This window comes from Kordia sp. (genome assembly GCF_050633145.1).
Classification (GTDB): domain Bacteria; phylum Bacteroidota; class Bacteroidia; order Flavobacteriales; family Flavobacteriaceae; genus Kordia.
Genome location: NZ_JBOEFY010000066.1, coordinates 21,573 through 42,727 on the forward strand (window position 1 = coordinate 21,573; position 21,155 = coordinate 42,727).

Below are 21,155 nucleotides of genomic sequence, written 5' to 3' on the forward strand. Positions count from 1 at the left end.
ATTATGTCAAGCAATTCATATGATTATGTAAAAGATGCCTTTGCCGCACCACTAGGAGATTTTATTGCCGCTATTGGAGAAGGTGTTGGAGAAGCACAAGCAGCACTTGACGAAGGTTCGTTAAGACAAACATTAGAAATATATAATAGTGATCCTGATAAAGGTTCGGAAACGTTAAAAATGTTACGAGAAGTTGGGTATCAACCTACTTTTTATACGATTCCGAAAACGACAGCGAAAGCAAAAATTTCCTTATCAATTTCGCAACAAAGTACTAGCAATTCCATTCAAAATGGACGTGCATTTCGACCAAAAATGTATGCGACTCCGGTAAATGCATCCAATACAAATAAGTATAATTTAGGATTGAATGCTACCGCAGAAATTCAATTTGATATTGTTCCTGTGCCACCATCAGAAGCGCAAATCATTCGATTTTTACCAAATATAATTGAGAAAGATGATGGTAATGGAAATATGATAAAAAGAACTTTTGCAGAAATTAAAACTTTATTGACCGAATATGGACTTGGACTCGAATTTGGAGAGAATGTAGATGAAGAAACACTTACAGACGAATCTACTTTTGACACACAACTTCCTGCATTTGATGTTAACAAACCAAGTATGATTCGTGCAGATGATGTGATTACTTTAGATGTAGTTGCTGATGATTCTTAGTGTAGTTGTTGGTTTTTAGTTGTTGGTTGTTAGGCTAGACATTGTGTCATTCTGCATTTTATGTGGCATCTCATTTATATACCACAATCGTCACTTCGAGTAAAATTTCGGAGAAATTTTGTATCGAGAAGTACTTTGAAAGCAAATTGCTTCTCAGTAGATCTCGATACAAATTTGTTGTACAAATTTACTCGATCTAACCTGCTAGTAGTATGATAAAAAATCATTTAGAACTTCATTGCGAGGAAGCATGACGAAGCAATCTGTTTGTATTGAACTCAAAATAGTTTTTGAAACGAACAGATTGCCACGAATTTTTCAAAATTCTCGCAAAGACGTTTCCATTGATATATTATCAAATTGATAAATTAATAAATTCTCCCAAGGCTTTATAAGTAACCTCTTTTCTGTTTTTCTGAAATGCTTTTTGATCAAAATCCTTCGAAGTTGGTGCTACATTAGTCGCAAAGAAAAATACGTGATTACTACTTTCTACATAGCCCACAAACCAACCATTGTGATGCTCGCCCTCAATAGACCAACCAGTTTTTCCTCTTAAGACATAATTATCTGTTTCTTTGAGAATCATGATTTCTTTGACAATTGTTGAGGTGCGTTTTGAAATGGGTAAACTTTCTTGCTGAAAACGCTTTAGGAAATCAATTTGTTGAAATTGACTGATGCTTGCATTTCCTCTCAACCAAAAGTTATCTAAATTTATGGAATCTACTTTTATGTTTCCGTATTGCAATTTCTCTATGTATGCATTCATGCGCTTCACTCCTATTTTCCGTGCTACTTCCTGATAACAAGGAACACACGAACGTTGAAACGCTTGATGTAAAGTCAAATCTGCTTCCCAAGATTTAAAAAATCGTTTCTCTCCATTCCACTTGAAAATAGTGTTTTGATCTGCAACTGCTTTTGTTTCCAAAGCAATAATGGAATTCGGAATTTTGTAAGTTGAAGCTGGTAACTGTTCCTCAAATGCCCAAATAAAATCATTTGAATAGTACAATTCTGTTTTTGCATCATACAGTAAAATTGAGCCTTTTAGGTGTACAGAATCTATAATTTTTTGAAAACTTTCTTTCTTAATAAGATTATCTTTTGTTCTTTTCGTCAGTTCTTCTTCTGAAATCTTGTATTCTTTGGGCGCATTAGGCGCTAAGGCTTTTTCAGCTTCTTTTTTACAAGAAAAACAGAAAATACAGAAACAAAGGATCAATAGTTTTTTCATACTTATTCTTTAAGGTTGATAACAATTCCTCCAAATCTAGCTTCTTCAGCTATAAATTCTTTTTCTCCAATATAACACACATCAAGCTCGTATTTTTCTTGCTGATTCGTTCCAGAATAATATCCTTGACAACCATAACCGCCAATATGTGAATTAAAGAATTCTACGCTTCTGCCTGTATTGTCTGTAATTTTTGGGAAACATTCATGGCAAATTGATTTTGGATAGCGTTGACTAAATCCTATTCGCTCTTTCCCACAATTAGCGCAAAAAGCTTTCAGTTTTTGACTTTCCTTGAGAACTAATTCACTTTTTTCTTTATATCGAAAAAGTAAATTATCCCATGCTGCAATCGTATAAATTTCTTGATCTGAAAATTCCATTTTCCGTCTCAATTCATTTGTTGATTTTACGATGAATGGTGCCAAAATTTCTATATATTTTTCTATATGCTGAATGGTATTTGCTTGATATTCTAAATACCATTTTTCAGGCTTGGTAATGTAATTCCAAAATTCGAGTAGTGAACGAAATTTTTTAGTAAAGACATGTTGTGTTTTTGCTTCAGAGTGCGCGTTTGTATTGATACGATCTGGAAAAATCACAATCGTTTTCTTCATCTTTTTTAAATAATAGCAGTTTTTAGATTTATAAAGCATGTAATGTGTGTATACTTGCTTTTTGGAGTTGTTACTACTGCCAAATATTTTAGAAAATATATTCATAAGACAAACTTATATTCTTCCATTTTTCATCAATTGAATTTTCTTGAGCTACTCTTTATTCAATTTTCACTAAATCTTCTTTCATTTTTTTTAATCGATCTGAATATTCATCATCATCAAATTCATCAAGTAACAACTGTCTTTCAATAGCTATTATTGTAAGTGCTTTTAATTTAGCATCGATTTTTCCTGTGATTTTTAGTTGTCCAAATCCAGTTGCAATAATTGAATTGTCCATGGAAAGAATTAAATACTCATCTTCTTCTTGAATAGCATTCAGTTTTTTTAAATCTAATATCTCAGAACAGCCTTTGCTTTGGTATTCAAATCCCATTTCATCAATCTCATTAAACATCCACTTTACAATATTTCGAAAAAGTTTCTTCTCTCGGTACCAATCTTCAAGATTGAATAACATATCGGCACCATCATCATTTCCAAATGGAGAAAATTCATCTGTACAGTCATAATAAAAGTCAGATTGCATCGCCTTTACAAAGTTAGGATGCGAAGTTTCTCTTGAAGGTCCATCACCTTCTTCATTGTCAAAATAATAGTTCATAACGATGTGTATTGCTTACAATAGTGTTTTACTATTTGTTTGTTGCGTTTTTCAATTCAACTTTTCGTCCATCCAAATCCTGAATCAAAGCAGTTAAACCCCATTCCGTTTCCGTAGGTTTAGAAAGTATGTTCCAATTTGAATTCTCTAAAGTAACTATTTTACTTCTTAAATTGTCAACATCAAAACCAAGTCTTAGGGAATTATCAGCTTTTTCCATTGATTTTGTCAACGGATATATCTCAAAAACAAACCCGTTTTGTGCAGCTGCATAATGAAACGGTCCATTTCCATGTTTATGATATTCGAATTCAAAACCTAGTTTCTCATATTGATCTTTCAATAGTTCAGGATTCGATGTACGGATGACTAGTAAATTTAATTTCAAAATAGTGTATCTGAATTAATTAAGATCGCAACTGCTTCATTCCTGCTACCAAAAATGGTTTAATTGGCAAGCAACTCATCACTTTCATATCTTCCCAAACGGAGCTTTCATTTCCTAAAAATGCCAAAATAGTTTCAATTTCACGGTTTTTAAATATCGTAGCAAAGATTTCTTTTCCGTCCATTTTTTTAGATAGAATCACTTCTAACAAGGTTCTGTCATACCATTGATACATCTTGTCGCGAAAATTCAATTGTGGATTTGGGTGTTTTCCGTTTTTTAATAGATCGATGATTTGTTCCGTATGTTTTTGAACGAATTGAAATGTATAGCCACTACTTGCTTTCGTAAATCCGCCCGCAGTTCCTAAGTTGATAATGTGTTTTTCATTCGGAATGTTTCTTGAAAATTTTGCCAATGACATCGGGATAATTCCGAATTCTGTATGCAAAACTTCATAATCTTCAATCTCTAAATAGTCTTGAATGTAGTTTTTTAAAGCAGTTTTGTATTGCTCTTTTTCCAATACTTTTTCTGTAAATAATGTATATTCAACCAAGGCTTCCGTTTCGCTTGTTGGCAATACGTACATAAAAGTTGCGCCATGTTCTTGAGATAAACGAAAGTCCATTAAGCGACCAACATTCTTATCAAAAACAGGTTTTTTTGTTTTAATTACCCAACCTTCAAAATGTTGTAAGAGTGAATTTTCTGTGTCCATTTTTGGATAAAAAAGACTTGTGGAATTAAAAACATACGTAGCAGTATACGTAGTATTTTCAGTAGAAACTTCTGCAAGATCGTTCACCGTTGTAATTGCGGTAATGTTTTCTGATGTAAAGCTTACATTTTCAAACTGTTTTGCAAAATCTAACACAAAGTTATAAAAATCAATTCCTTGAATCATTTTATAACGATACGCTTTCATATCAAACTTACGTTGAAAATCATCTGACAGAAACTCCAATGTTTTCCATTGATGCGTCACAATTGATTCAAACAATCCGTTTCCTTTTTCCCAGAAACACCAAGTACGATCGTTTGTGTTTTTTTGTTCTTTGTCTATAACTAAAATATGCTTTTTGCACAACACTGGATCTTTCAAGATTCTGTACAGCAAACTTAATCCTGCACATCCTGATCCAGCAATTATGTAATCATATTTCATGTATAAAAGTGTTCTTTATAATAATTAGCACATATTAAAACATCGAATTTTTATCATTCCGCACTTGATGCGGAATCCACTTTAAAGTATTTTGGATTCCTGTCTACACAGGAATGACAACTGAAATTTTAATGTCACTAATAGCAGCTTATACAAAAATACGGATTTCTTAGAAAGGAACTTCGTTATCGTCTGGATTAAAATCATCGTTCATTGAACTACCAAAAGCTTCATCGGCACTTGGCAAATTGTCTGGTCTAAATGTATCATCATTGGCAGCAGCATTCATACTAGATTGCAGTTCAATTCCTCCATCTGTTGAAAACGGCGAATCAAAAGTTTCCAAGTTATCAAACTTACCTAAATGACCAATAAATTTCAATCGAATATTTTCCAAACCACCATTTCTGTGTTTTGCTACAATAAACTCTCCTTGTCCTTCAGTTGGAGAACGTTCTTCATCATCCCATTCTTCAATTTTGTAGTATTCTGGACGGTAAATAAACGATACAATATCCGCATCTTGCTCAATCGCTCCCGATTCACGTAAATCGGAAAGTAACGGTCTTTTAGTTCCTCCACGAGTTTCAACCGCACGCGATAACTGTGATAAGGCAATTACAGGAACATTCAATTCCTTTGCTAACGCTTTTAAGTTACGCGAGATGGTCGAGATTTCTTGTTCACGGTTTCCTCCTCCTTTTTGACTTCCTCCAGCCGTCATTAACTGCAAATAATCAATCATAATCATTCGAATTCCATGCTGAGAAGCTAAACGTCTCGCTTTTGCACGTAAATCAAATATGGAAAGTGAAGGTGTATCATCAATAAATAAAGGTGCTTTTTCTAGACCTTTTACTTTTACGTTTAATTGTTCCCATTCGTGTTTTGCTAATTTTCCAGTACGTAATTTTTCCGAAGACAAACCAGTTTCCGAAGAAATAAGACGTGTAATTAACTGAACAGAAGCCATCTCCAGTGAGAAGAATGCTACAGGAATATTTTGATCTACAGCAATATTTCGTGCCATCGATAAGGTTAGTGCCGTTTTACCCATACCTGGACGAGCAGCGATAATAATTAAATCACTCGGTTGCCAACCAGAAGTTAATTTATCTAACTGTGTAAAACCAGTAGGTACACCACTTAAACCTTCTTTATTAGAAATTTCTTCAATTTTTTTCTTGGCTTGAATTACCAAACTTTGCGCCGTTTCCGACGATTTTTTAATGTTTCCTTGTGTTACTTCATACAAACGCGATTCCGCTTTGTCAAGTAATGAAAATACGTCTGTAGTTTCATCGTATGCATCTTCAATAATTTCATTGGAGATTTTAATTAAACTACGTTGAATGAATTTCTGCAAGATGATACGTGCATGAAATTCAATATGTGCAGACGAGGAAACTTTCTGCGTAAGCGAGATTAGATAAAAATCGCCACCAACTACTTCTAAATTTGAATTTTTACGAAGTTGAGAAGAAACCGTTAATAAGTCAATTGGCTCCGAGTTTTCAAATAGTTGAAAAATGGCCTCATATACAAGCTTGTTAGCTTCCTTATAAAATGCTTCTGGACTTAGAATATCAATTACCTCATCGACCCCTTTTTTATCGATCATCATAGCACCAAGTACTACTTCTTCTAGATCGATGGCTTGTGGAGGCAATTTTCCTTTCTCAAGACTTATTAAATTGCTTTTATCAGTTTTATATGTTTTCTTAGGGTTTACATTTTCCATGACTGCGAAAGTAGGTATTCCTTTTACGTTTTGGAGTATATTTTATAATTCCAAATTGTTAATAAGTTCTTTTTTTTGTTAATAAGCGGAAAAAAAATCCGAAGCATAGACTTCGGATTTTTCTTGTTCCCTATGTAGTATAGGTTTATCCTTTAAATTCTCCCATTTTGGAGTATTTGTCCATGCGTGAACTTACTAAGTCTTCTTGTGATAAGTTTTTTAATTTGTCGTAATGAGCAACTATGGCATCACGAACTGCAACGAACGCTCCTTCACGATCGGTATGTGCGCCACCAAGTGGTTCTTTTACGATTTCATCAATTACTTTAATTTTCATTGCATCAGTCGCTGTTAACTTTAAAGCGTCTGCTGCTTTTTCTTTGTGTTCCCAACTTCTCCATAATATTGACGAACAGTTTTCTGGAGATATTACTGAGTACCATGAGTTTTCGAGCATTAATACGCTGTCTCCAACTCCAATTCCTAAAGCTCCACCAGAAGCACCTTCACCAATAATTACAGTGATGATTGGCACTTTTAAGCGTGTCATTTCAAGAATGTTTCTTGCAATTGCTTCTCCTTGTCCACGTTCTTCAGCTTCCAAACCTGGATATGCACCTGGCGTATCAATTAAGGTTACTACAGGAATTCCGAATTTTTCCGCAGATTTCATTAAGCGCAATGCTTTTCTGTATCCTTCTGGGTTTGCCATTCCGAAGTTTCGGTATTGACGTGTTTTTGTATTGTATCCTTTTTGTTGACCAATAAACATATATGATTGATCGCCAATTTTACCCAATCCACCAATCATTGCTTTGTCGTCTTTTACATTACGATCTCCGTGTAATTCTAGGAAAGAATCACCACATAAAGCGTTGATATAATCTAAGGTATACGGTCTGTTTGGATGACGTGACAATTGTACACGTTGCCAAGCAGATAGGTTTTTATAGATATCTTTTTTTGTGTCTGCTAATTTCTTTTCGATTTGCTGACATGTTTCAGTAACATCAATATCACTTTCGTGGCCTATTGCCTTACACTTTGTCAGTTGATCTTTTAGTTCCTTAATAGGTAGCTCAAACTCTAAATATTCCATGCTTTTGAGTATACGTTTAGTTGTTTCAGTTTACAAATATAAAACTTTAATTTAGGATATTTCACTGCCATCTACGGATTTTATTTTTCGGCGGTTTTTTATGATTCCATTTGCTACTACAGTTCCTAATACAAGTAAGCTTCCTGCATAAAATCCTGGGCTCATTTTTTCTTCTTCTGGAAAGAAAATTATAGCCAATATGATTCCATACACAATTTCTAAGTTATAAGTTAATACGACTGTATATGGGCTTATATATCGCATAATATGTGTTGAAGCTATAAATGCATAAGCCGTACATACAGAAGCCAGCAAGAATAGATAAAACCAATCATTGAAACTTAATATGAAGAAATCTGCTTGTGCAAAACCATTGGAAGCAAATGCTAAATAGATAGATATAAACGCTACACCTGCTACAAATTCATAAAATGAAATGGTAGAAGCATTGTGTTTTTCTACAAATTTCCCATTCAACACAGAAAATAATGCTGATAAAAACGCAGATATGACCCCAAGAATGATTCCGTTGATGTATTTGTATTCTGTATTAAGAATGATAGCAACTCCAACAATAACAATAATTCCAAAAACAATTTCGTACCAAATCATTTTTCGCTTATATACAATAGGTTCAATGAATGAGGCAAAAAATGCACCTGTAGAAAACATGACTAAAGTTATGGACACGTTTGAAACATCAATAGCACCAAAAAAGGTAATCCAATGCAATGCAACTACAATACCTGCTATTGAAAGTTTGGCAAATGTTTTTGGCGAAATTTTGAGATTGATCTTTGAGATTTTGATAAATGCAAACATCAATACTCCTGCAATTAACATACGATACCAAACTAGTGGAATTGCTTTAATTGTTATTAGTTTTCCTAAGACTGCTGTAAAACCAGCAATAAAGACTAATAGATGTAGATGTAAGTAATTTTTGAGTTTATCGCCTAGCATTATACAATAAATATATGGCTAATATTCCAAATACAAGGTTTGGAACCCAAACAGCCATCATTGGAGAGAAACCAGATTTCTCTGCCATTGTACCAAATACCTTGTCAAAAAAGATATAGATAAAGGCAATAGAGATTCCAAAAGCAAGGTTTACTCCCATTCCTCCTCTACGCTTCATAGAAGATACTGCAACAGCAATAATAGTTAGAATGAAAGCGGTAATTGGTAAGCTCCAACGTTTGTATTTTACCAATAAGTGTTTGTTTACATTTGGCGAACCTGATTTTTTTTCTTTTTCAATGAACTTATCTAATTCTTGATAGTTTAAGGTTTCTGCCATGTACGTTACTGGCGTTAAATCTTCTACTTGAAATGGAAATATGGTATCAAATTTACGTTCGCTCATCAAACTATCGTTCATTGCGCCAATTATACGCTTTTTGTATCCACGCAATGTATATGTGCTATCTTTTACATTGTATTTTATATTACGTGCTTGTATTTTGTACTCTAATACATTGTCTTTAAAATGTTCTAAGGTAAAGTCGTTCCCTGTACCAGTTTTGAAATCAAATCTTCTTAAGTATATAAAATCGTTATTGGTAATTTGCTTGTAAATTGTTTCGTTGTCACGCTCCTTTTTACGTCCTTTTTTGATGTATTCGAAACGAAATTCATTAAAACCTTTACTAGCATTTGGTACTATATACATTCCCATGACAAATGCTACGATAGCTACTATAGATGCCGCCACTAAAAACGGGCGCAGGAAACGTAAATAGGAAACTCCAGAACTTAATATTGCAATGATTTCTGTATCATTTGCCATTTTGGAGGTAAACCAAATTACCGAAAGGAATAAGAATATAGGAAATAAGAGATTGGCAAAATAGAGCACAAAATTTACATAATACAAGATAATTTCGTCAGCTGGCGCTTTAGATGCCAACATTTTATCAATATTTTCAGAAATATCTACCATGATCCCAATAGGAACAAATAGTAATAACATTACAGAGAATGTTAGTAGATATTTTTTAATGATATACCAATCTAATATTTTCATCTGCAATTATAGGCGTTTATCCATTTGTTTTACCATCTTATCTTTCCATTCTCTAAAATCTCCGGCTAAGATATGTTTTCTTGCTTCTCTTGTCAACCAAAGATAGAATCCTAAGTTGTGAATGGTTGCAATTTGTTTTCCTAACAATTCGTTTACTGTAAATAAGTGACGTACGTAGGCTTTTGAATATTCTAAATCGACATAGGTAATACCCATTTCGTCAATTGGAGAAAAATCGTCTGCCCATTTTTTATTTTTAATATTGATAGTTCCATGTGCTGTAAACAACATTCCGTTTCGTGCGTTACGTGTTGGCATTACACAATCGAACATATCAACTCCTAAAGCGATGTTTTCTAAGATGTTGATTGGTGTACCAACGCCCATTAAATAGCGTGGCTTGTCTTCTGGAAGAATTTCACATACAACATCGGTCATTGCATACATTTCTTCGGCTGGTTCTCCAACAGATAATCCTCCAATAGCATTTCCTACAGCTTCGCGTGAAGCAATAAATTCTGCCGATTGTCTACGTAAGTCTTTGTATGTACTTCCTTGAACAATTGGAAAAAATGCTTGACTGTAATCGTATTTGAATGGTACTTTTTCTAAGTGATTGATACAACGATCTAACCAACGATGCGTCATGTGCATAGAACGTTTTGCATATCTGTAATCGCACGGATATGGTGTACATTCGTCAAAAGCCATGATAATATCGGCTCCGATGGTACGTTGAATTTCCATTACATTTTCAGGTGTAAAGAAATGGTATGAACCGTCAATATGCGATTTAAACTTTACTCCTTCTTCTTTAATTTTTCTGTTAGCAGATAAAGAATATACTTGATAACCTCCAGAATCTGTCAAAATATTACGATCCCAATTCATGAATTTGTGCAATCCACCTGCTTTTTCTAGAATTGGTGTTTGTGGACGTAAGTATAAATGATAGGTATTTCCTAGTATAATATCTGGATTGATATCTTCTTTTAATTCACGTTGGTGTACACCTTTTACCGTTCCAACCGTTCCCACAGGCATAAAAATAGGTGTTTCTATTGTTCCATGATCAGTTGTAATTACTCCTGCTCTGGCTTTACTTTGTGGATCTTTTCCTTTTAAATCAAATTTCATGTATGAGTCGTCGCTATTGCCTACTATGTTGTTTGTGTGTTACCCCGAGATTCTTCCGGCGAAAGCCTTAAAAAAGAGCTTCGTAATTACATAGATAGTGGCATCATCAGTTGGCAAATATAAGTAAGATTGTAAAATGATTTTACTAATAAAAAATTAAAATTTGGGATTCTAGGAATCAATCTACATTTTTAATCATTCTTTTACGTTTCTATAAAAAGTTTATCAATTCATTATCAAACATTTACACACTTTTACCTACTTTATACTTTATTCACAGTATTTCGTTAATAAATGCCTGCAAACTTCTTTTGTTAACGCTATTTTATAACTTACTTTTGGTGCATTAGAAAAACTACTAACAAATACACAATGTCTGATAACAAAACGTTAGAAAATTTAGTTACTCAAGTACGTAGAGATATCTTGAGAATGGTACACAAAGTAAATTCTGGTCACCCAGGAGGTTCTTTAGGTTGTGCTGAATTTTTAGTCACTTTATACAATGATACCATGAAACTGAATGACGGTTTCGCAATGGATGGAAAGGAAGAAGATGTTTTCTTTTTGTCTAATGGTCACATTTCTCCTGTAATTTATAGCGTATTAGCGCATCGTGGTTATTTTCCTGTGGAAGAGCTAAACACGTTTCGTTTGTTAAACTCTCGCTTACAAGGACACCCAACAACACATGAAGGTTTGCCTGGAATTCGTATTGCTTCTGGTTCGTTAGGACAAGGAATGTCGGTTGCTATTGGTGCAGCTTTAACTAAGAAGTTAAATGGTGACAATAACCTAGTATATTCTTTACATGGTGATGGCGAGTTGCAAGAAGGACAAAACTGGGAAGCAATTATGTATGCTTCTGGGAATAATGTAGACAACTACATTGCAACGGTTGATTATAATAAGAAACAAATTGATGGTGCAACTGACGATGTATTGCCTTTAGGTTCGCTTCCTGCGAAGTTTGAAGCTTTTGGTTGGGACGTGTTGGAAATTGAAGAAGGAAACGACATCCAAGCTATCAAAGACGGAATGGCAGAAGCAAAATCAAGAACTGGAAAAGGAAAACCTGTAGTTGTATTGCTACATACAGAAATGGGGAACGGTGTTGATTTTATGATGAATACACATGCTTGGCACGGTAAAGCGCCTAGCGACGAACAATTGGAAAGTGCCTTAGCACAAAATCCTGAAACTTTAGGAGATTATTAGGATGAAAAAGCTTTTATATATATTTATTTTTTTAACGTCATCAATTTTAGTTGCGCAACAGAAATTAACACTAAAAGTTGAATTGGATTATTTGGTAGATTATACTGTTGGTCCTGAAAATAGTGGAATTACTTTTACTATGGGGTTTGATAAGAGTGGACGTTTTCTTTGGAGTGATTTTAAAATGTTTCAAACAATTTTAGAAAGTTCACTTAACAGATCTACTGGAGTGCCAAGTTTTTTTAAGGATGGAAAAACTCAGTTTATCCTCGATACAAAAACATTAACCGTATATGTTCATTTAAGTAATGAAAACAACACAATGTTTATGAAAATGAATATTGAAGAATTCTTTGCTGCACAGATTCCTAAATCAGAAAATGAACCTAAGGAAATTATGCTTTTATCTGAAAAAACTGATGAGAAAATCACAATTTTAGATAAAGTTTACAAAAGCTATAATGTTTATCCAAGTACTGAATTAAATAATGCACTCTCTGTGGTATTTGACAAAAAATTCCCTGTAAATAATGAAAAACTATTTGAAGGCTTTATTTCTTCAGTGATGAATAAAGTGGATAATAGTACATTGAAATCTATCGATTTGCCAAAAGGAGTTATTTTACATGTAAAAACCAAAAATGAAGTCTTACTGAAAGCAACGAACGTTCAAAAGACAAACAGAACTATTACAATCAACAACACACTAGAAATAAAAGAATGAAAAAATATACAAACACCGGAAATAAAGATACACGTTCAGGATTTGGAGATGGATTGACTGAACTTGGAAAAACGAATTCAGATGTTGTAGCACTTTGTGCAGATTTGACAGGATCGTTGAAAATGGGCGATTTTAAAAATAATCACCCAGAGCGTTTTTTCCAGATCGGAATTGCAGAAGCAAACATGATCGGAATTGCTGCAGGAATGACTATTGGTGGAAAGATTCCGTTTACAGGAACTTTTGCAAACTTTTCTACAGGTCGTGTGTACGATCAAATTCGTCAATCGGTTGCATATTCTGATAAGAATGTAAAAATTTGTGCTTCACACGCAGGAATTACATTAGGTGAAGATGGTGCAACACACCAAATTTTAGAAGATATCGGTTTGATGAAGATGTTGCCAGGTATGACAGTTATTAATACCTGTGATTACAATCAAACAAAAGCAGCTACATTAGCAATTGCAGATTTTCACGGACCTGTTTATTTACGTTTTGGACGTCCGAAAGTAGCGAACTTCACTCCTGCCGATCAAAAATTTGAAATTGGAAAAGCTGTACAATTAACTGAAGGAACTGACGTAACAATTGTTGCTACAGGACATTTGGTTTGGGAAGCGCTTCAAGCAGCAGAAACATTGGAAGCTGCAGGAATTTCTGCGGAAGTGATTAATATTCACACGATAAAACCATTAGATGAGGAAGCAATTTTAGCTTCTGTAGCAAAAACAGGTTGTGTTGTGACTGCCGAAGAACATAACTTCTTAGGTGGATTGGGAGAAAGTGTAGCACGTACACTAGCTTTAAACACACCTGCACCACAAGAATTTGTGGCAACACAAGATACTTTTGGAGAATCTGGAACACCAGCACAATTGATGGAAAAGTACGGTTTAAATGCTGCTTCTATTGTAAAAGCTGCTGAAAAAGTAATCGGAAGAAAATAATATAAGTCTAAGACTAGATCCCGCTCTTTAGCGGGATTAGTTCAACTTATAATTTTGAGTTCGTCTTAGATACTGAATCAAGTTAAGCAAAAGCTTCTCAAAATTTAGTTTCACTAAAGTAATAGATCCAAAAAAAAATCGTTTCTACTACTGTAACATTAAACATTAAGATTATGAAAAACAACCTATTATGTTTAGCATTGCTACTTGTATCTGCAAGTTGTTTTGCGCAGTTTGGAGTAAAAGCAGGATTAAACTTCAATTCTAACGGAGAGTTACGCGAAGTAATTACCACTGGAGAAAATATTTTAGAAGACAGTGGAGACGCAAAGATTGGCTATCATGTTGGAGTGTATTATGAAATTAATTTTAGCAAATTATATCTACGTCCAGAAATTGTATACACGAAAACAAAAAGTGAATACACTTCTAATGCATATGATATGTCTAAAATTGATGTGCCAGTTTTAGTAGGTATTGACGTTATTGGCCCATTAAGCATATTTGCTGGTCCAGCGTTTCAATATACTTTAGATAATGACTTCGAAAATAATACAATTTCTGATGTGAAGAATGATATTACCGTTGGATTTAATTTTGGAGCTGCTGTAAAAATAGGAAACATCGGATTGGATGTTCGTTATGAAAGAGGTTTTTCTGAGAATGAAGCGAGTATTTTAGATACTAATAATGTACAAATTGGAACTTTAGATTCAAGACCAAGTCAAATTATATTTAGTCTTTCATTACGATTATAGAATAGAATCAATTTTATAAAACATAGAAAAGCACTTCTTTACGGAAGTGCTTTTTTATTTTAATACGCTAAAACGAATTTATTGGCACTATTTATTTCATTTCAAATACTTTCCATGTATCCATTTTCTCATCAGCACTTTCTAATGTTATTTCTCTCATTCGGAATTTATTTACTTCAATTTTCTCAATTCGTTCTTCTTTTTTAGGTTCTTCAAATAAAATGTCAAATGTTACTCTGCCTTTGACTTTCCATTCTTCTTGATCCAAGCTAACTAATTCTAAGCCTTTAAATCGACTAGCGCAAGAAGAATAGTATTTCCCTAATTCAACAATTCCATCGTTATCTATATCAGATACTGGAAAAATATAGCTAGTTTCTAAGCAAGGTGAATCAACCTTTATTCGAGGAAGTCTTTTATCCGTAAAAATTACAGAAGCGGCTTCTTCAATAGCATTATCTGTTGTAATAAATAATTCTGGAATTATTAAAATTGAATCATTTACTCCATCTCCATTTATATCACCTAAAGATTTTATTTCAGAATATCGATCTAGATCATCAACTAATGTTGATGTTAAAACCACAATAGTAGTATCATTTAAACATTCTTTAATTCGTTTATGAATTTTCAAATTGGATAACAACTCCGCTTTTTGGGTAGGGTTTTCCCAATTATCTCTCCAACTATTAACTTCTGCGATTTCTTTTTCGGTCTTAATTCCTTTATCAGATTTATTTTTACAAGAAAAAGAAATTGATAGCAAGAGTAGTAAGAGTAATTTTGAGAATGTCTCTTTCATAGTATTTGCAATGTATATTAAACAGATTTTTGCTGTTTTTAGTATGGTTCAATCTAATTTTCAACTATAAAGCTAGTCTAAATTAAATCAAGGGATTTTTCATAAGAAAGAAAAATACAATTTTCGCTGAACTCATATCATTTACATAGAAGCAGAAAGCAAAAAAGCACCTCTTTTCAGAAGTGTTTTTTATATTTATGATGTTTTTTTCATTGAGTTTTAATCATTTCTTTTTCAATAATAACGTCTTCCGATTTGGTTCTACATAGTATTTTATTGTCATTAATTTTGATGATTTCAATGACAAATTTAACTCCGATTAATGATTCCATTTTTGGATCACTAACTTCCACATATTCTATTTCGTATTTACAATCCGTTAACCATGTTACTTTACTTACTGTTTTTAATCCTATTTTTGGATACGAATCCGTTTGAAACGAATCAGTTCGAATAGTTATCAAATCTGCATAATCAGGATCGGAATACGTGAATTCTCCAACTTTGAAATCCGAACATTTTTTTTCCTGCGCAAATGCAGTCAAGGTCAGAAGTAAAGTTACTATCATTAGTATTTGTTTCATATATGATAACGGTTTTTCGTCTATTTAAACAACTAATTTAGTGAATATAAATCGAATAGGATTCGCAAAGATTTAATAATTAATTCTACTATAGTAGTTTCTTTACACAAGAAAAATAAGCACATTCATTCCATTCTTTGAGTAACTGAATATATTTTGATTTCTTTTTTTTCCAATTCTCAAATAATTGAGATATCAAAAATTCAAATTCTTCTGGGCGCATTAGGATTCTCTCATTCGTATCAATTGATTCTATAATAACATAATCATCAAAAACTCCATACGAACTTTCTTTAGCTCCACTTGTTCTTATTTCGTTCATTTGATTTTGTTTTACTTGTCATTCAGTTTATAAAACCGATGCTCATCATAGAATTTTTCATTCTTTAAAATAGCATTTTTGAATATGCCTTCTTTTTTAAATCCATTTTTTTCAAGAACTTTCATCGAAGCAATATTATATTCAAAGACTCCTGCATAAATCCTATTCAGATCAAGCGTGTTAAATCCATAATCAGTTATTAATGCTATTGCTTTGGTGGCAATTCCATTTCCCCAATATGGTTCTCCTATCCAATATCCAATTTCTGCTGATTTTCGATACACATCTTTTTGGATAATTATTCCGATGATACCACAGAGTTTTCCTTTGTAATCAATTCCGAAATTTTGCTTTGGCTTTTCTTGCTCTGTTAGATTTATAAAAAAATCTGCGTCATTCTTACTGTAAGGATTTGGAATAGAATCTCTTAAATTGTCCCAAACTTTTTTATTATTCGCAAGTTTTGCCAATTCAGATATATCTAAAGAGCTAAGTGACCTTATTTTAATTTTTTCTTCCAATTTCAATTCTGATTTAATTAGGGAACTATGTATTCGGGTATAAAACATTGGTTTTCTCAAAATGAAAGCTAAAATAATTTCATATGAAATCAAAGAAAAAGTACGATTTATACTGAATTCACATGATTTACGCGTAAAAGCTGGAAACAAAAAAAGCACTTCCGTAAAGAAGTGCTTTTGTATATTTATTAAGTATGTTTTATGCTTTAGTTTGCATCTAGATAATCTGGAGTTCCATCTCCATCAGTATCCGTTAGTACAACCGTTCTAATTGTTGTAACTCCAGCATCGTCAGTATCTCTTGTTTTTACAATTTCGTTAGAAGCATACGTTGGTTCTGGATCTCCTGGGTTTAATGTGTATGTATTTTGAACTACTTCATTTACTGTAGCTGTTCCATCACCATCATCATCAGTATCTCTAAAATCAGGAAGTCCGTCTCCATCAGTATCATCATTAGATACATCTTTGTCGCCATCTAAATCTTCCATAGAAGAAAGTAATCCATCAAAATCAGTATCTAAATACACTACGTCGTATAGATTGAAAGAAAAGATTAACGGAGAATATACAGGAATATCTGGTTGCGCTAAATTAAAATATCCCATCCCAGAAGGCATAAAAACAGCTCCAATTCCGCCATTTCGAGGTTGTAAGAAACCATTTGCTCCTTCTACCACATCTTCGGCAGTTTTAAATTCTGGTAATCCTAACTGAAAACCTCTTACTGTACTTGTTGTTCCACTTACTAAAGGAATAGGAACTCTTGTTAATCGTAAATCGAAAGTTTCTAAGTCTAATAATTGACCGTGATATACCAAATCAACTTGATCGAAACTTGAATATGATTTTCCACCACCTTCACGTAGCTTTAGCACATAATATTTGTATTCTATATCAAAATATGTAGTTGTACGCTCTTCTACTTGGTTAATTAATGGAGTTTTATCAGCGTTAGCGCCTTCTATTTTCCCAAAAGCTATTCTAAAAGAATCATTTGCAGTACCTTCTGGATTCGTAAAGTCAAATTCCTCATAATTATAGAAATGTGTACTTAAAAATTCTACAAGAGCAGCATCGTCTTCAACTTGTTGTTCTCCTCTATCTCTTAGTTCTGCAAAAGAAACTGGATCATCATCACTTTTACACGAAAAAACAATCGCAAAGGCGATTATTGTTAAAAATGCAAATTTTACAAACTTCATCATTGTTTTTTAAATTTTGGGTTGCAAGATACAATTTTATCCTACTTTTGTATATTCTTTAACGTAGTTTTTAGAGTTTTTGTATGAGGATAGATAAATACCTTTGGTGCGTGCGTTATTTTAAGACCCGAAACATTGCCACAACGGCATGTAAGAAGGGACATATTAAGATAAATGGCGCTACTGTAAAGCCATCGAGAGATGTGTATCCTACGGATAAAATTGAAGTCCGTAAGGATCAAGTCACAAGACATTTAACCGTACTTGATATTCCACCAAATCGTGTTGGTGCAAAGCTTGTTGATATTTATAGAGTAGATACAACACCAAAAGAGAATTTTGAGCATTTAGAGTTATTAAAACATGCTAAAGAGCATTATCGCAAACAAGGAACAGGAAGACCTACCAAAAAAGATCGTCGTGAAATTGATGAATATCTAGATGATACTTTTGATGATGATGAAAGTAATTCTTAATTTTACTCTATAATTGAGCATTTAAATGCTTCGTGGATTTGTTTCGAAGTAGTTTATTAAAATTTTTAAAGTTATGACGGTAACGGGAAATATTATACTTAACCACCAACAAATTCAACATAAAACACGTCGTATTGCCTATCAGATTTTAGAATCTAATGTAAACGAAGGTGAAATTATCATTGCTGGTATTGCGAGTAATGGATTTGTATTTGCACAAAAGATAAAGGCTGAATTGGAGAAAATTACAGATGCAGTTATTACTTTGTGTGAAGTGAAAATTGATAAGCAAAATCCGTTGCAATCTGTTACTACTTCTATTCCTAAAGAAACCTACATTAATAAGCCTTTAGTGCTTATTGATGATGTTTTGAATTCAGGCACAACTTTAATTTACGGCGTAAAGCATTTTTTAGACGTTCCTTTGAAGAATTTTAAAACTGCAGTACTTGTCAATAGAAATCACAAAAAGTATCCTATAAAAGCAGATTTTAAAGGAATTTCACTTTCCACTTCCATTCAAGAACATATTGATGTTGTTTTTGCCGAAGAAGATACTGCTTACTTAGTGTAAAGTAGTTTTGATTTCTTCTACTAAATCTTCAATTGTTTTTTTATCTGTAAAAATACTATGCGTTGCTTGTTGATAGAACGCATTACGCTCAAACAAGTGTTTTCCAATAAACTCTGGTAAATCTTCATCAGAAATCCCGCTAATTAAAGGTCTTTTAGCTTTTTCATTTTTTACTCTATTGATAATTTCTGGAATTGACGTTTGCAGATATACCGTATGTTCTGTATACGTATGAATCAAGTTCATATTATTTGCGTAACAAGGCGTTCCTCCTCCTAAAGACAGAATCATTGATTCTTTTATTTCTAAAACTTCTTTCAAATACGAATGTTCTTTCATTCGAAAATAGATTTCGCCTTTCGTTTCAAAAATTTCGGGAATTGTTTTTCCTTCTTTTGTTTCAATATAATCATCTAAATCGAGCACAGGTAATTCCAATACCGTTCCAAGTAATTTTGAAACAGCACTCTTTCCACTTGCCATATATCCTAAAAGTACAATCGTCATTTCTCTATTATAATTTATTTATTTTTAAGGGCTTACAAAAATCAGAAAAAAAAAGATAAAATTAAATTAAAAAAGACTTGAAAAATAAAATTATGATGTTATATTTGCACCCGCATTCAAGGAATTAATTATAGTTAATTTATGAATGACCTGGTAGCTCAGTTGGTAGAGCATCTCCCTTTTAAGGAGAGGGTCCTGGGTTCGAGCCCCAGCCAGGTCACAAAGTGACATAAGTTTAAACTAAGTCATAAAAAAGTAAAATTATCAAGGTCTATGACCTGGTAGCTCAGTTGGTAGAGCATCTCCCTTTTAAGGAGAGGGTCCTGGGTTCGAGCCCCAGCCAGGTCACAAAAGTTAAGCAATCGCTTAACTTTTTTGTTTTATATTTACTGTAAAACCAAAGTACACCGAAGTGCTGGAATTGGTAGACAGGCATGGTTGAGGGCCATGTGTTCATTAGAGCGTGTGGGTTCGACTCCCATCTTCGGTACTAAGAAATTTTTTCTTAAAATAAAATCCCAACGGTTGTGTTGGGATTTTTTTGTGGATCACAACCTAATTATTGTCTTTATGCTAATAAAACTTATTTATTTTTTTTAAATCTATAAGAATTAGGATACTTGCTAAAACTAAATGTTAGCACTTCGTCTTTAAAACTGATAGACACCTTTCTTGGATAACTTTTCCCTAACACTTTATACTTAACAACACTTTCGCCTTGAAAATAAATATCCCAATCTTTATACGCTTCTATTGTTTTTTGATGAAGTTTGTATTTCAAAGAAGGAGCTTTAGTTCTTTTGAGATTAGGAAAATCTTGAAAATACCATTTCCCCCATTTTTTACAAATTGTATATTTAGTATCAAAATTTAAATGTGGGTATTCCCTATTTTCTGATTTTAAAATAGCAGTGAAACAATCTGAATCACGTACCCAAGTCATTGTTGTTATTGTTCCTTTTCTTGGAGTTAACAACTGCCAATCTCCTAACAAAAAGTAAAAATCAGATTTTACAATATTTGTCTTAGGTGTGAAGACCAAAAAAGCGACTAATACCATTGAAAAAATTAATGGTACATATACATAAACCCGTTTCATAATTTATTATGCTTCAGTTATAGTTGATATGATAATTATTTTTTGAAATAATAAAAACTTATCACTATTTCAAAGATCGTATTTCTGTTTGGTTCAGGTGTTGAATAACCTACTATTTTAGTGTTTTTTTTATTATTTCATCTATAATTTCAGATTCATAACTACAAAAAAATGACCTCTCGAATGAATTTTTAAATTTTTTATTTTGTTTTAACTATGAAGCATTCAAGAAACAAGAATTAGAATTAAAAAACTCATTTATCGGCTTCAAATCCTCCACCAAAAAAAATCGATTTTAAAAACTTTGGAGGTACAAATAAATTTCTTCTTAATAGTAAATTCTAAACATTATTGTTGGTTTTTTTGTTTATAAAGGCTATGGCTTTTTCTCTAATTCAATTCTTTATTTAGCAAGTTGTACTATTTGCAACTCACTATCGCAAAACAGTCTACTTTGCTCAATAGGTCTTCTAGACCTATTTCTTCCGCTCATCCCCAACGTTAAATGCCTAATACTTTCTATACAAGAACAATGATCCTTGTAACTGAAGCTCCATTGTTTTCACCACGTCAAATATTAGCTTTTTTTAATAATAAGATTCTTAACCTCTGGATTGTGGTTCCAGAGGTCGCCAGTTCGAACCC

Annotated in this window: 24 protein-coding genes and 3 tRNA genes; 10 read left to right on the top strand and 17 right to left on the bottom strand. The window is 33.0% G+C overall.

Features of this window, described 5'->3' with window-relative positions; all coding sequences use genetic code 11:
* Nucleotides 1-3 precede the first annotated feature (3 nt).
* Nucleotides 4-681 (top strand): hypothetical protein, encoded by a 678-nt coding sequence (locus tag ACRBBL_RS23800; protein WP_431371600.1) that lies wholly within the window; start codon nt 4-6, stop codon nt 679-681.
* Nucleotides 682-1,036: 355 nt separating this feature from the next.
* Here the strand turns inward: ACRBBL_RS23800 and blaOXA are convergent, their stop codons facing one another.
* The 10 genes from blaOXA to tgt all read right to left on the bottom strand — a co-directional run bounded on the left by blaOXA (nt 1,037) and on the right by tgt (nt 10,770).
* Nucleotides 1,037-1,921, bottom strand: coding sequence for a class D beta-lactamase (blaOXA, locus tag ACRBBL_RS23805; RefSeq protein WP_431371601.1), 885 nt, complete (start codon nt 1,919-1,921; stop codon nt 1,037-1,039).
* A 2-nt stretch (nt 1,922-1,923) separates the two neighbouring features.
* Nucleotides 1,924-2,541, bottom strand: coding sequence for a hypothetical protein (locus tag ACRBBL_RS23810; protein ID WP_431371602.1), 618 nt, complete (start codon nt 2,539-2,541; stop codon nt 1,924-1,926).
* Between the two features lie 160 nt (nt 2,542-2,701).
* Nucleotides 2,702-3,208, bottom strand: a complete 507-nt coding sequence (locus ACRBBL_RS23815) for a hypothetical protein (RefSeq protein ID WP_431371603.1) — start codon at nt 3,206-3,208, stop codon at nt 2,702-2,704.
* Nucleotides 3,209-3,239: 31 nt separating this feature from the next.
* Complete coding sequence (locus tag ACRBBL_RS23820; RefSeq protein WP_431371604.1) at nt 3,240-3,596, bottom strand: VOC family protein; 357 nt, start codon at nt 3,594-3,596, stop codon at nt 3,240-3,242.
* A 19-nt stretch (nt 3,597-3,615) separates the two neighbouring features.
* A complete protein-coding gene (locus ACRBBL_RS23825) occupies nt 3,616-4,764 on the bottom strand; it encodes a lycopene cyclase family protein (protein ID WP_431371605.1) in 1,149 nt (382 codons plus the stop codon).
* A 169-nt stretch (nt 4,765-4,933) separates the two neighbouring features.
* Nucleotides 4,934-6,505: a replicative DNA helicase gene (gene dnaB / locus ACRBBL_RS23830; protein WP_431371606.1), complete on the bottom strand. Its 1,572-nt coding sequence runs from the start codon at nt 6,503-6,505 to the stop codon at nt 4,934-4,936.
* Nucleotides 6,506-6,650: 145 nt separating this feature from the next.
* Nucleotides 6,651-7,604 carry an acetyl-CoA carboxylase carboxyltransferase subunit alpha gene (locus ACRBBL_RS23835; protein WP_431371607.1) on the bottom strand — a complete coding sequence of 318 codons (954 nt, stop codon included), beginning with the start codon at nt 7,602-7,604 and terminating at the stop codon, nt 6,651-6,653.
* A gap of 51 nt (nt 7,605-7,655) precedes the next feature.
* Nucleotides 7,656-8,567, bottom strand: a complete 912-nt coding sequence (locus tag ACRBBL_RS23840) for a DMT family transporter (protein ID WP_431371608.1) — start codon at nt 8,565-8,567, stop codon at nt 7,656-7,658.
* Nucleotides 8,554-9,633 (bottom strand): LptF/LptG family permease, encoded by a 1,080-nt coding sequence (locus ACRBBL_RS23845; protein ID WP_431371609.1) that lies wholly within the window; start codon nt 9,631-9,633, stop codon nt 8,554-8,556. Before ACRBBL_RS23845 ends, ACRBBL_RS23840 begins: the two co-directional genes overlap by 14 nt.
* 6 nt (nt 9,634-9,639) lie before the next feature.
* Nucleotides 9,640-10,770 carry a tRNA guanosine(34) transglycosylase Tgt gene (gene tgt, locus ACRBBL_RS23850; protein WP_431371610.1) on the bottom strand — a complete coding sequence of 377 codons (1,131 nt, stop codon included), beginning with the start codon at nt 10,768-10,770 and terminating at the stop codon, nt 9,640-9,642.
* A gap of 372 nt (nt 10,771-11,142) precedes the next feature.
* Here tgt and ACRBBL_RS23855 point away from each other — a divergent pair, with 372 nt between their 5' ends.
* The 4 genes from ACRBBL_RS23855 (at nt 11,143) to ACRBBL_RS23870 (ending at nt 14,420) form a co-directional block, all read left to right on the top strand.
* Nucleotides 11,143-11,988, top strand: coding sequence for a transketolase (locus tag ACRBBL_RS23855; RefSeq protein ID WP_431371611.1), 846 nt, complete (start codon nt 11,143-11,145; stop codon nt 11,986-11,988).
* Between the two features lies 1 nt (nt 11,989).
* Nucleotides 11,990-12,712, top strand: coding sequence for a hypothetical protein (locus ACRBBL_RS23860; protein ID WP_431371612.1), 723 nt, complete (start codon nt 11,990-11,992; stop codon nt 12,710-12,712).
* On the top strand, nt 12,709-13,662 hold the full coding sequence (locus tag ACRBBL_RS23865; RefSeq protein ID WP_431371613.1) for a transketolase family protein: 954 nt from the start codon (nt 12,709-12,711) through the stop codon (nt 13,660-13,662). The genes ACRBBL_RS23860 and ACRBBL_RS23865 overlap by 4 nt, the downstream gene beginning before the upstream one ends.
* A 173-nt stretch (nt 13,663-13,835) precedes the next feature.
* Complete coding sequence (locus tag ACRBBL_RS23870) at nt 13,836-14,420, top strand: outer membrane beta-barrel protein (RefSeq protein WP_431371614.1); 585 nt, start codon at nt 13,836-13,838, stop codon at nt 14,418-14,420.
* Between the two features lie 91 nt (nt 14,421-14,511).
* On the opposite strand, the gene ACRBBL_RS23875 is transcribed toward ACRBBL_RS23870, so the two are convergent.
* The 5 genes from ACRBBL_RS23875 to ACRBBL_RS23895 form a co-directional block, all read right to left on the bottom strand.
* Nucleotides 14,512-15,222 carry a hypothetical protein gene (locus tag ACRBBL_RS23875; RefSeq protein ID WP_431371615.1) on the bottom strand — a complete coding sequence of 237 codons (711 nt, stop codon included), beginning with the start codon at nt 15,220-15,222 and terminating at the stop codon, nt 14,512-14,514.
* A gap of 209 nt (nt 15,223-15,431) precedes the next feature.
* Complete coding sequence (locus ACRBBL_RS23880; RefSeq protein ID WP_431371616.1) at nt 15,432-15,806, bottom strand: hypothetical protein; 375 nt, start codon at nt 15,804-15,806, stop codon at nt 15,432-15,434.
* A gap of 88 nt (nt 15,807-15,894) precedes the next feature.
* Nucleotides 15,895-16,128 carry a hypothetical protein gene (locus ACRBBL_RS23885; RefSeq protein WP_431371617.1) on the bottom strand — a complete coding sequence of 78 codons (234 nt, stop codon included), beginning with the start codon at nt 16,126-16,128 and terminating at the stop codon, nt 15,895-15,897.
* 11 nt (nt 16,129-16,139) lie between these two features.
* A complete protein-coding gene (locus ACRBBL_RS23890) occupies nt 16,140-16,649 on the bottom strand; it encodes a GNAT family N-acetyltransferase (RefSeq protein WP_431371618.1) in 510 nt (169 codons plus the stop codon).
* Between the two features lie 206 nt (nt 16,650-16,855).
* On the bottom strand, nt 16,856-17,857 hold the full coding sequence (locus tag ACRBBL_RS23895) for an FKBP-type peptidyl-prolyl cis-trans isomerase (RefSeq protein ID WP_431371619.1): 1,002 nt from the start codon (nt 17,855-17,857) through the stop codon (nt 16,856-16,858).
* Nucleotides 17,858-17,937: 80 nt separating this feature from the next.
* Here ACRBBL_RS23895 and ACRBBL_RS23900 point away from each other — a divergent pair, with 80 nt between their 5' ends.
* Both ACRBBL_RS23900 and ACRBBL_RS23905 read left to right on the top strand, forming a co-directional pair.
* On the top strand, nt 17,938-18,330 hold the full coding sequence (locus ACRBBL_RS23900) for an RNA-binding S4 domain-containing protein (RefSeq protein WP_431371620.1): 393 nt from the start codon (nt 17,938-17,940) through the stop codon (nt 18,328-18,330).
* Nucleotides 18,331-18,403: 73 nt separating this feature from the next.
* Nucleotides 18,404-18,904 (top strand): phosphoribosyltransferase family protein, encoded by a 501-nt coding sequence (locus ACRBBL_RS23905; protein WP_431371621.1) that lies wholly within the window; start codon nt 18,404-18,406, stop codon nt 18,902-18,904.
* Here ACRBBL_RS23905 and ACRBBL_RS23910 read toward each other — a convergent pair.
* Entirely contained in the window at nt 18,896-19,411 is a 516-nt protein-coding gene (locus ACRBBL_RS23910) for a shikimate kinase (RefSeq protein WP_431371622.1), read from the bottom strand. The genes ACRBBL_RS23905 and ACRBBL_RS23910 overlap by 9 nt on opposite strands.
* A gap of 147 nt (nt 19,412-19,558) precedes the next feature.
* Here ACRBBL_RS23910 and ACRBBL_RS23915 point away from each other — a divergent pair.
* The 3 genes from ACRBBL_RS23915 (at nt 19,559) to ACRBBL_RS23925 (ending at nt 19,901) form a co-directional block, all read left to right on the top strand.
* Nucleotides 19,559-19,631 (top strand) — tRNA-Lys (locus tag ACRBBL_RS23915).
* Nucleotides 19,632-19,686: 55 nt separating this feature from the next.
* Nucleotides 19,687-19,759 (top strand) — tRNA-Lys (locus ACRBBL_RS23920).
* 58 nt (nt 19,760-19,817) lie between these two features.
* Nucleotides 19,818-19,901: transfer RNA gene (locus ACRBBL_RS23925), tRNA-Leu, on the top strand.
* Nucleotides 19,902-19,994: 93 nt separating this feature from the next.
* On the opposite strand, the gene ACRBBL_RS23930 is transcribed toward ACRBBL_RS23925, so the two are convergent.
* Complete coding sequence (locus ACRBBL_RS23930; RefSeq protein ID WP_431371623.1) at nt 19,995-20,405, bottom strand: hypothetical protein; 411 nt, start codon at nt 20,403-20,405, stop codon at nt 19,995-19,997.
* Between the last annotated feature and the right edge of the window lie 750 nt (nt 20,406-21,155).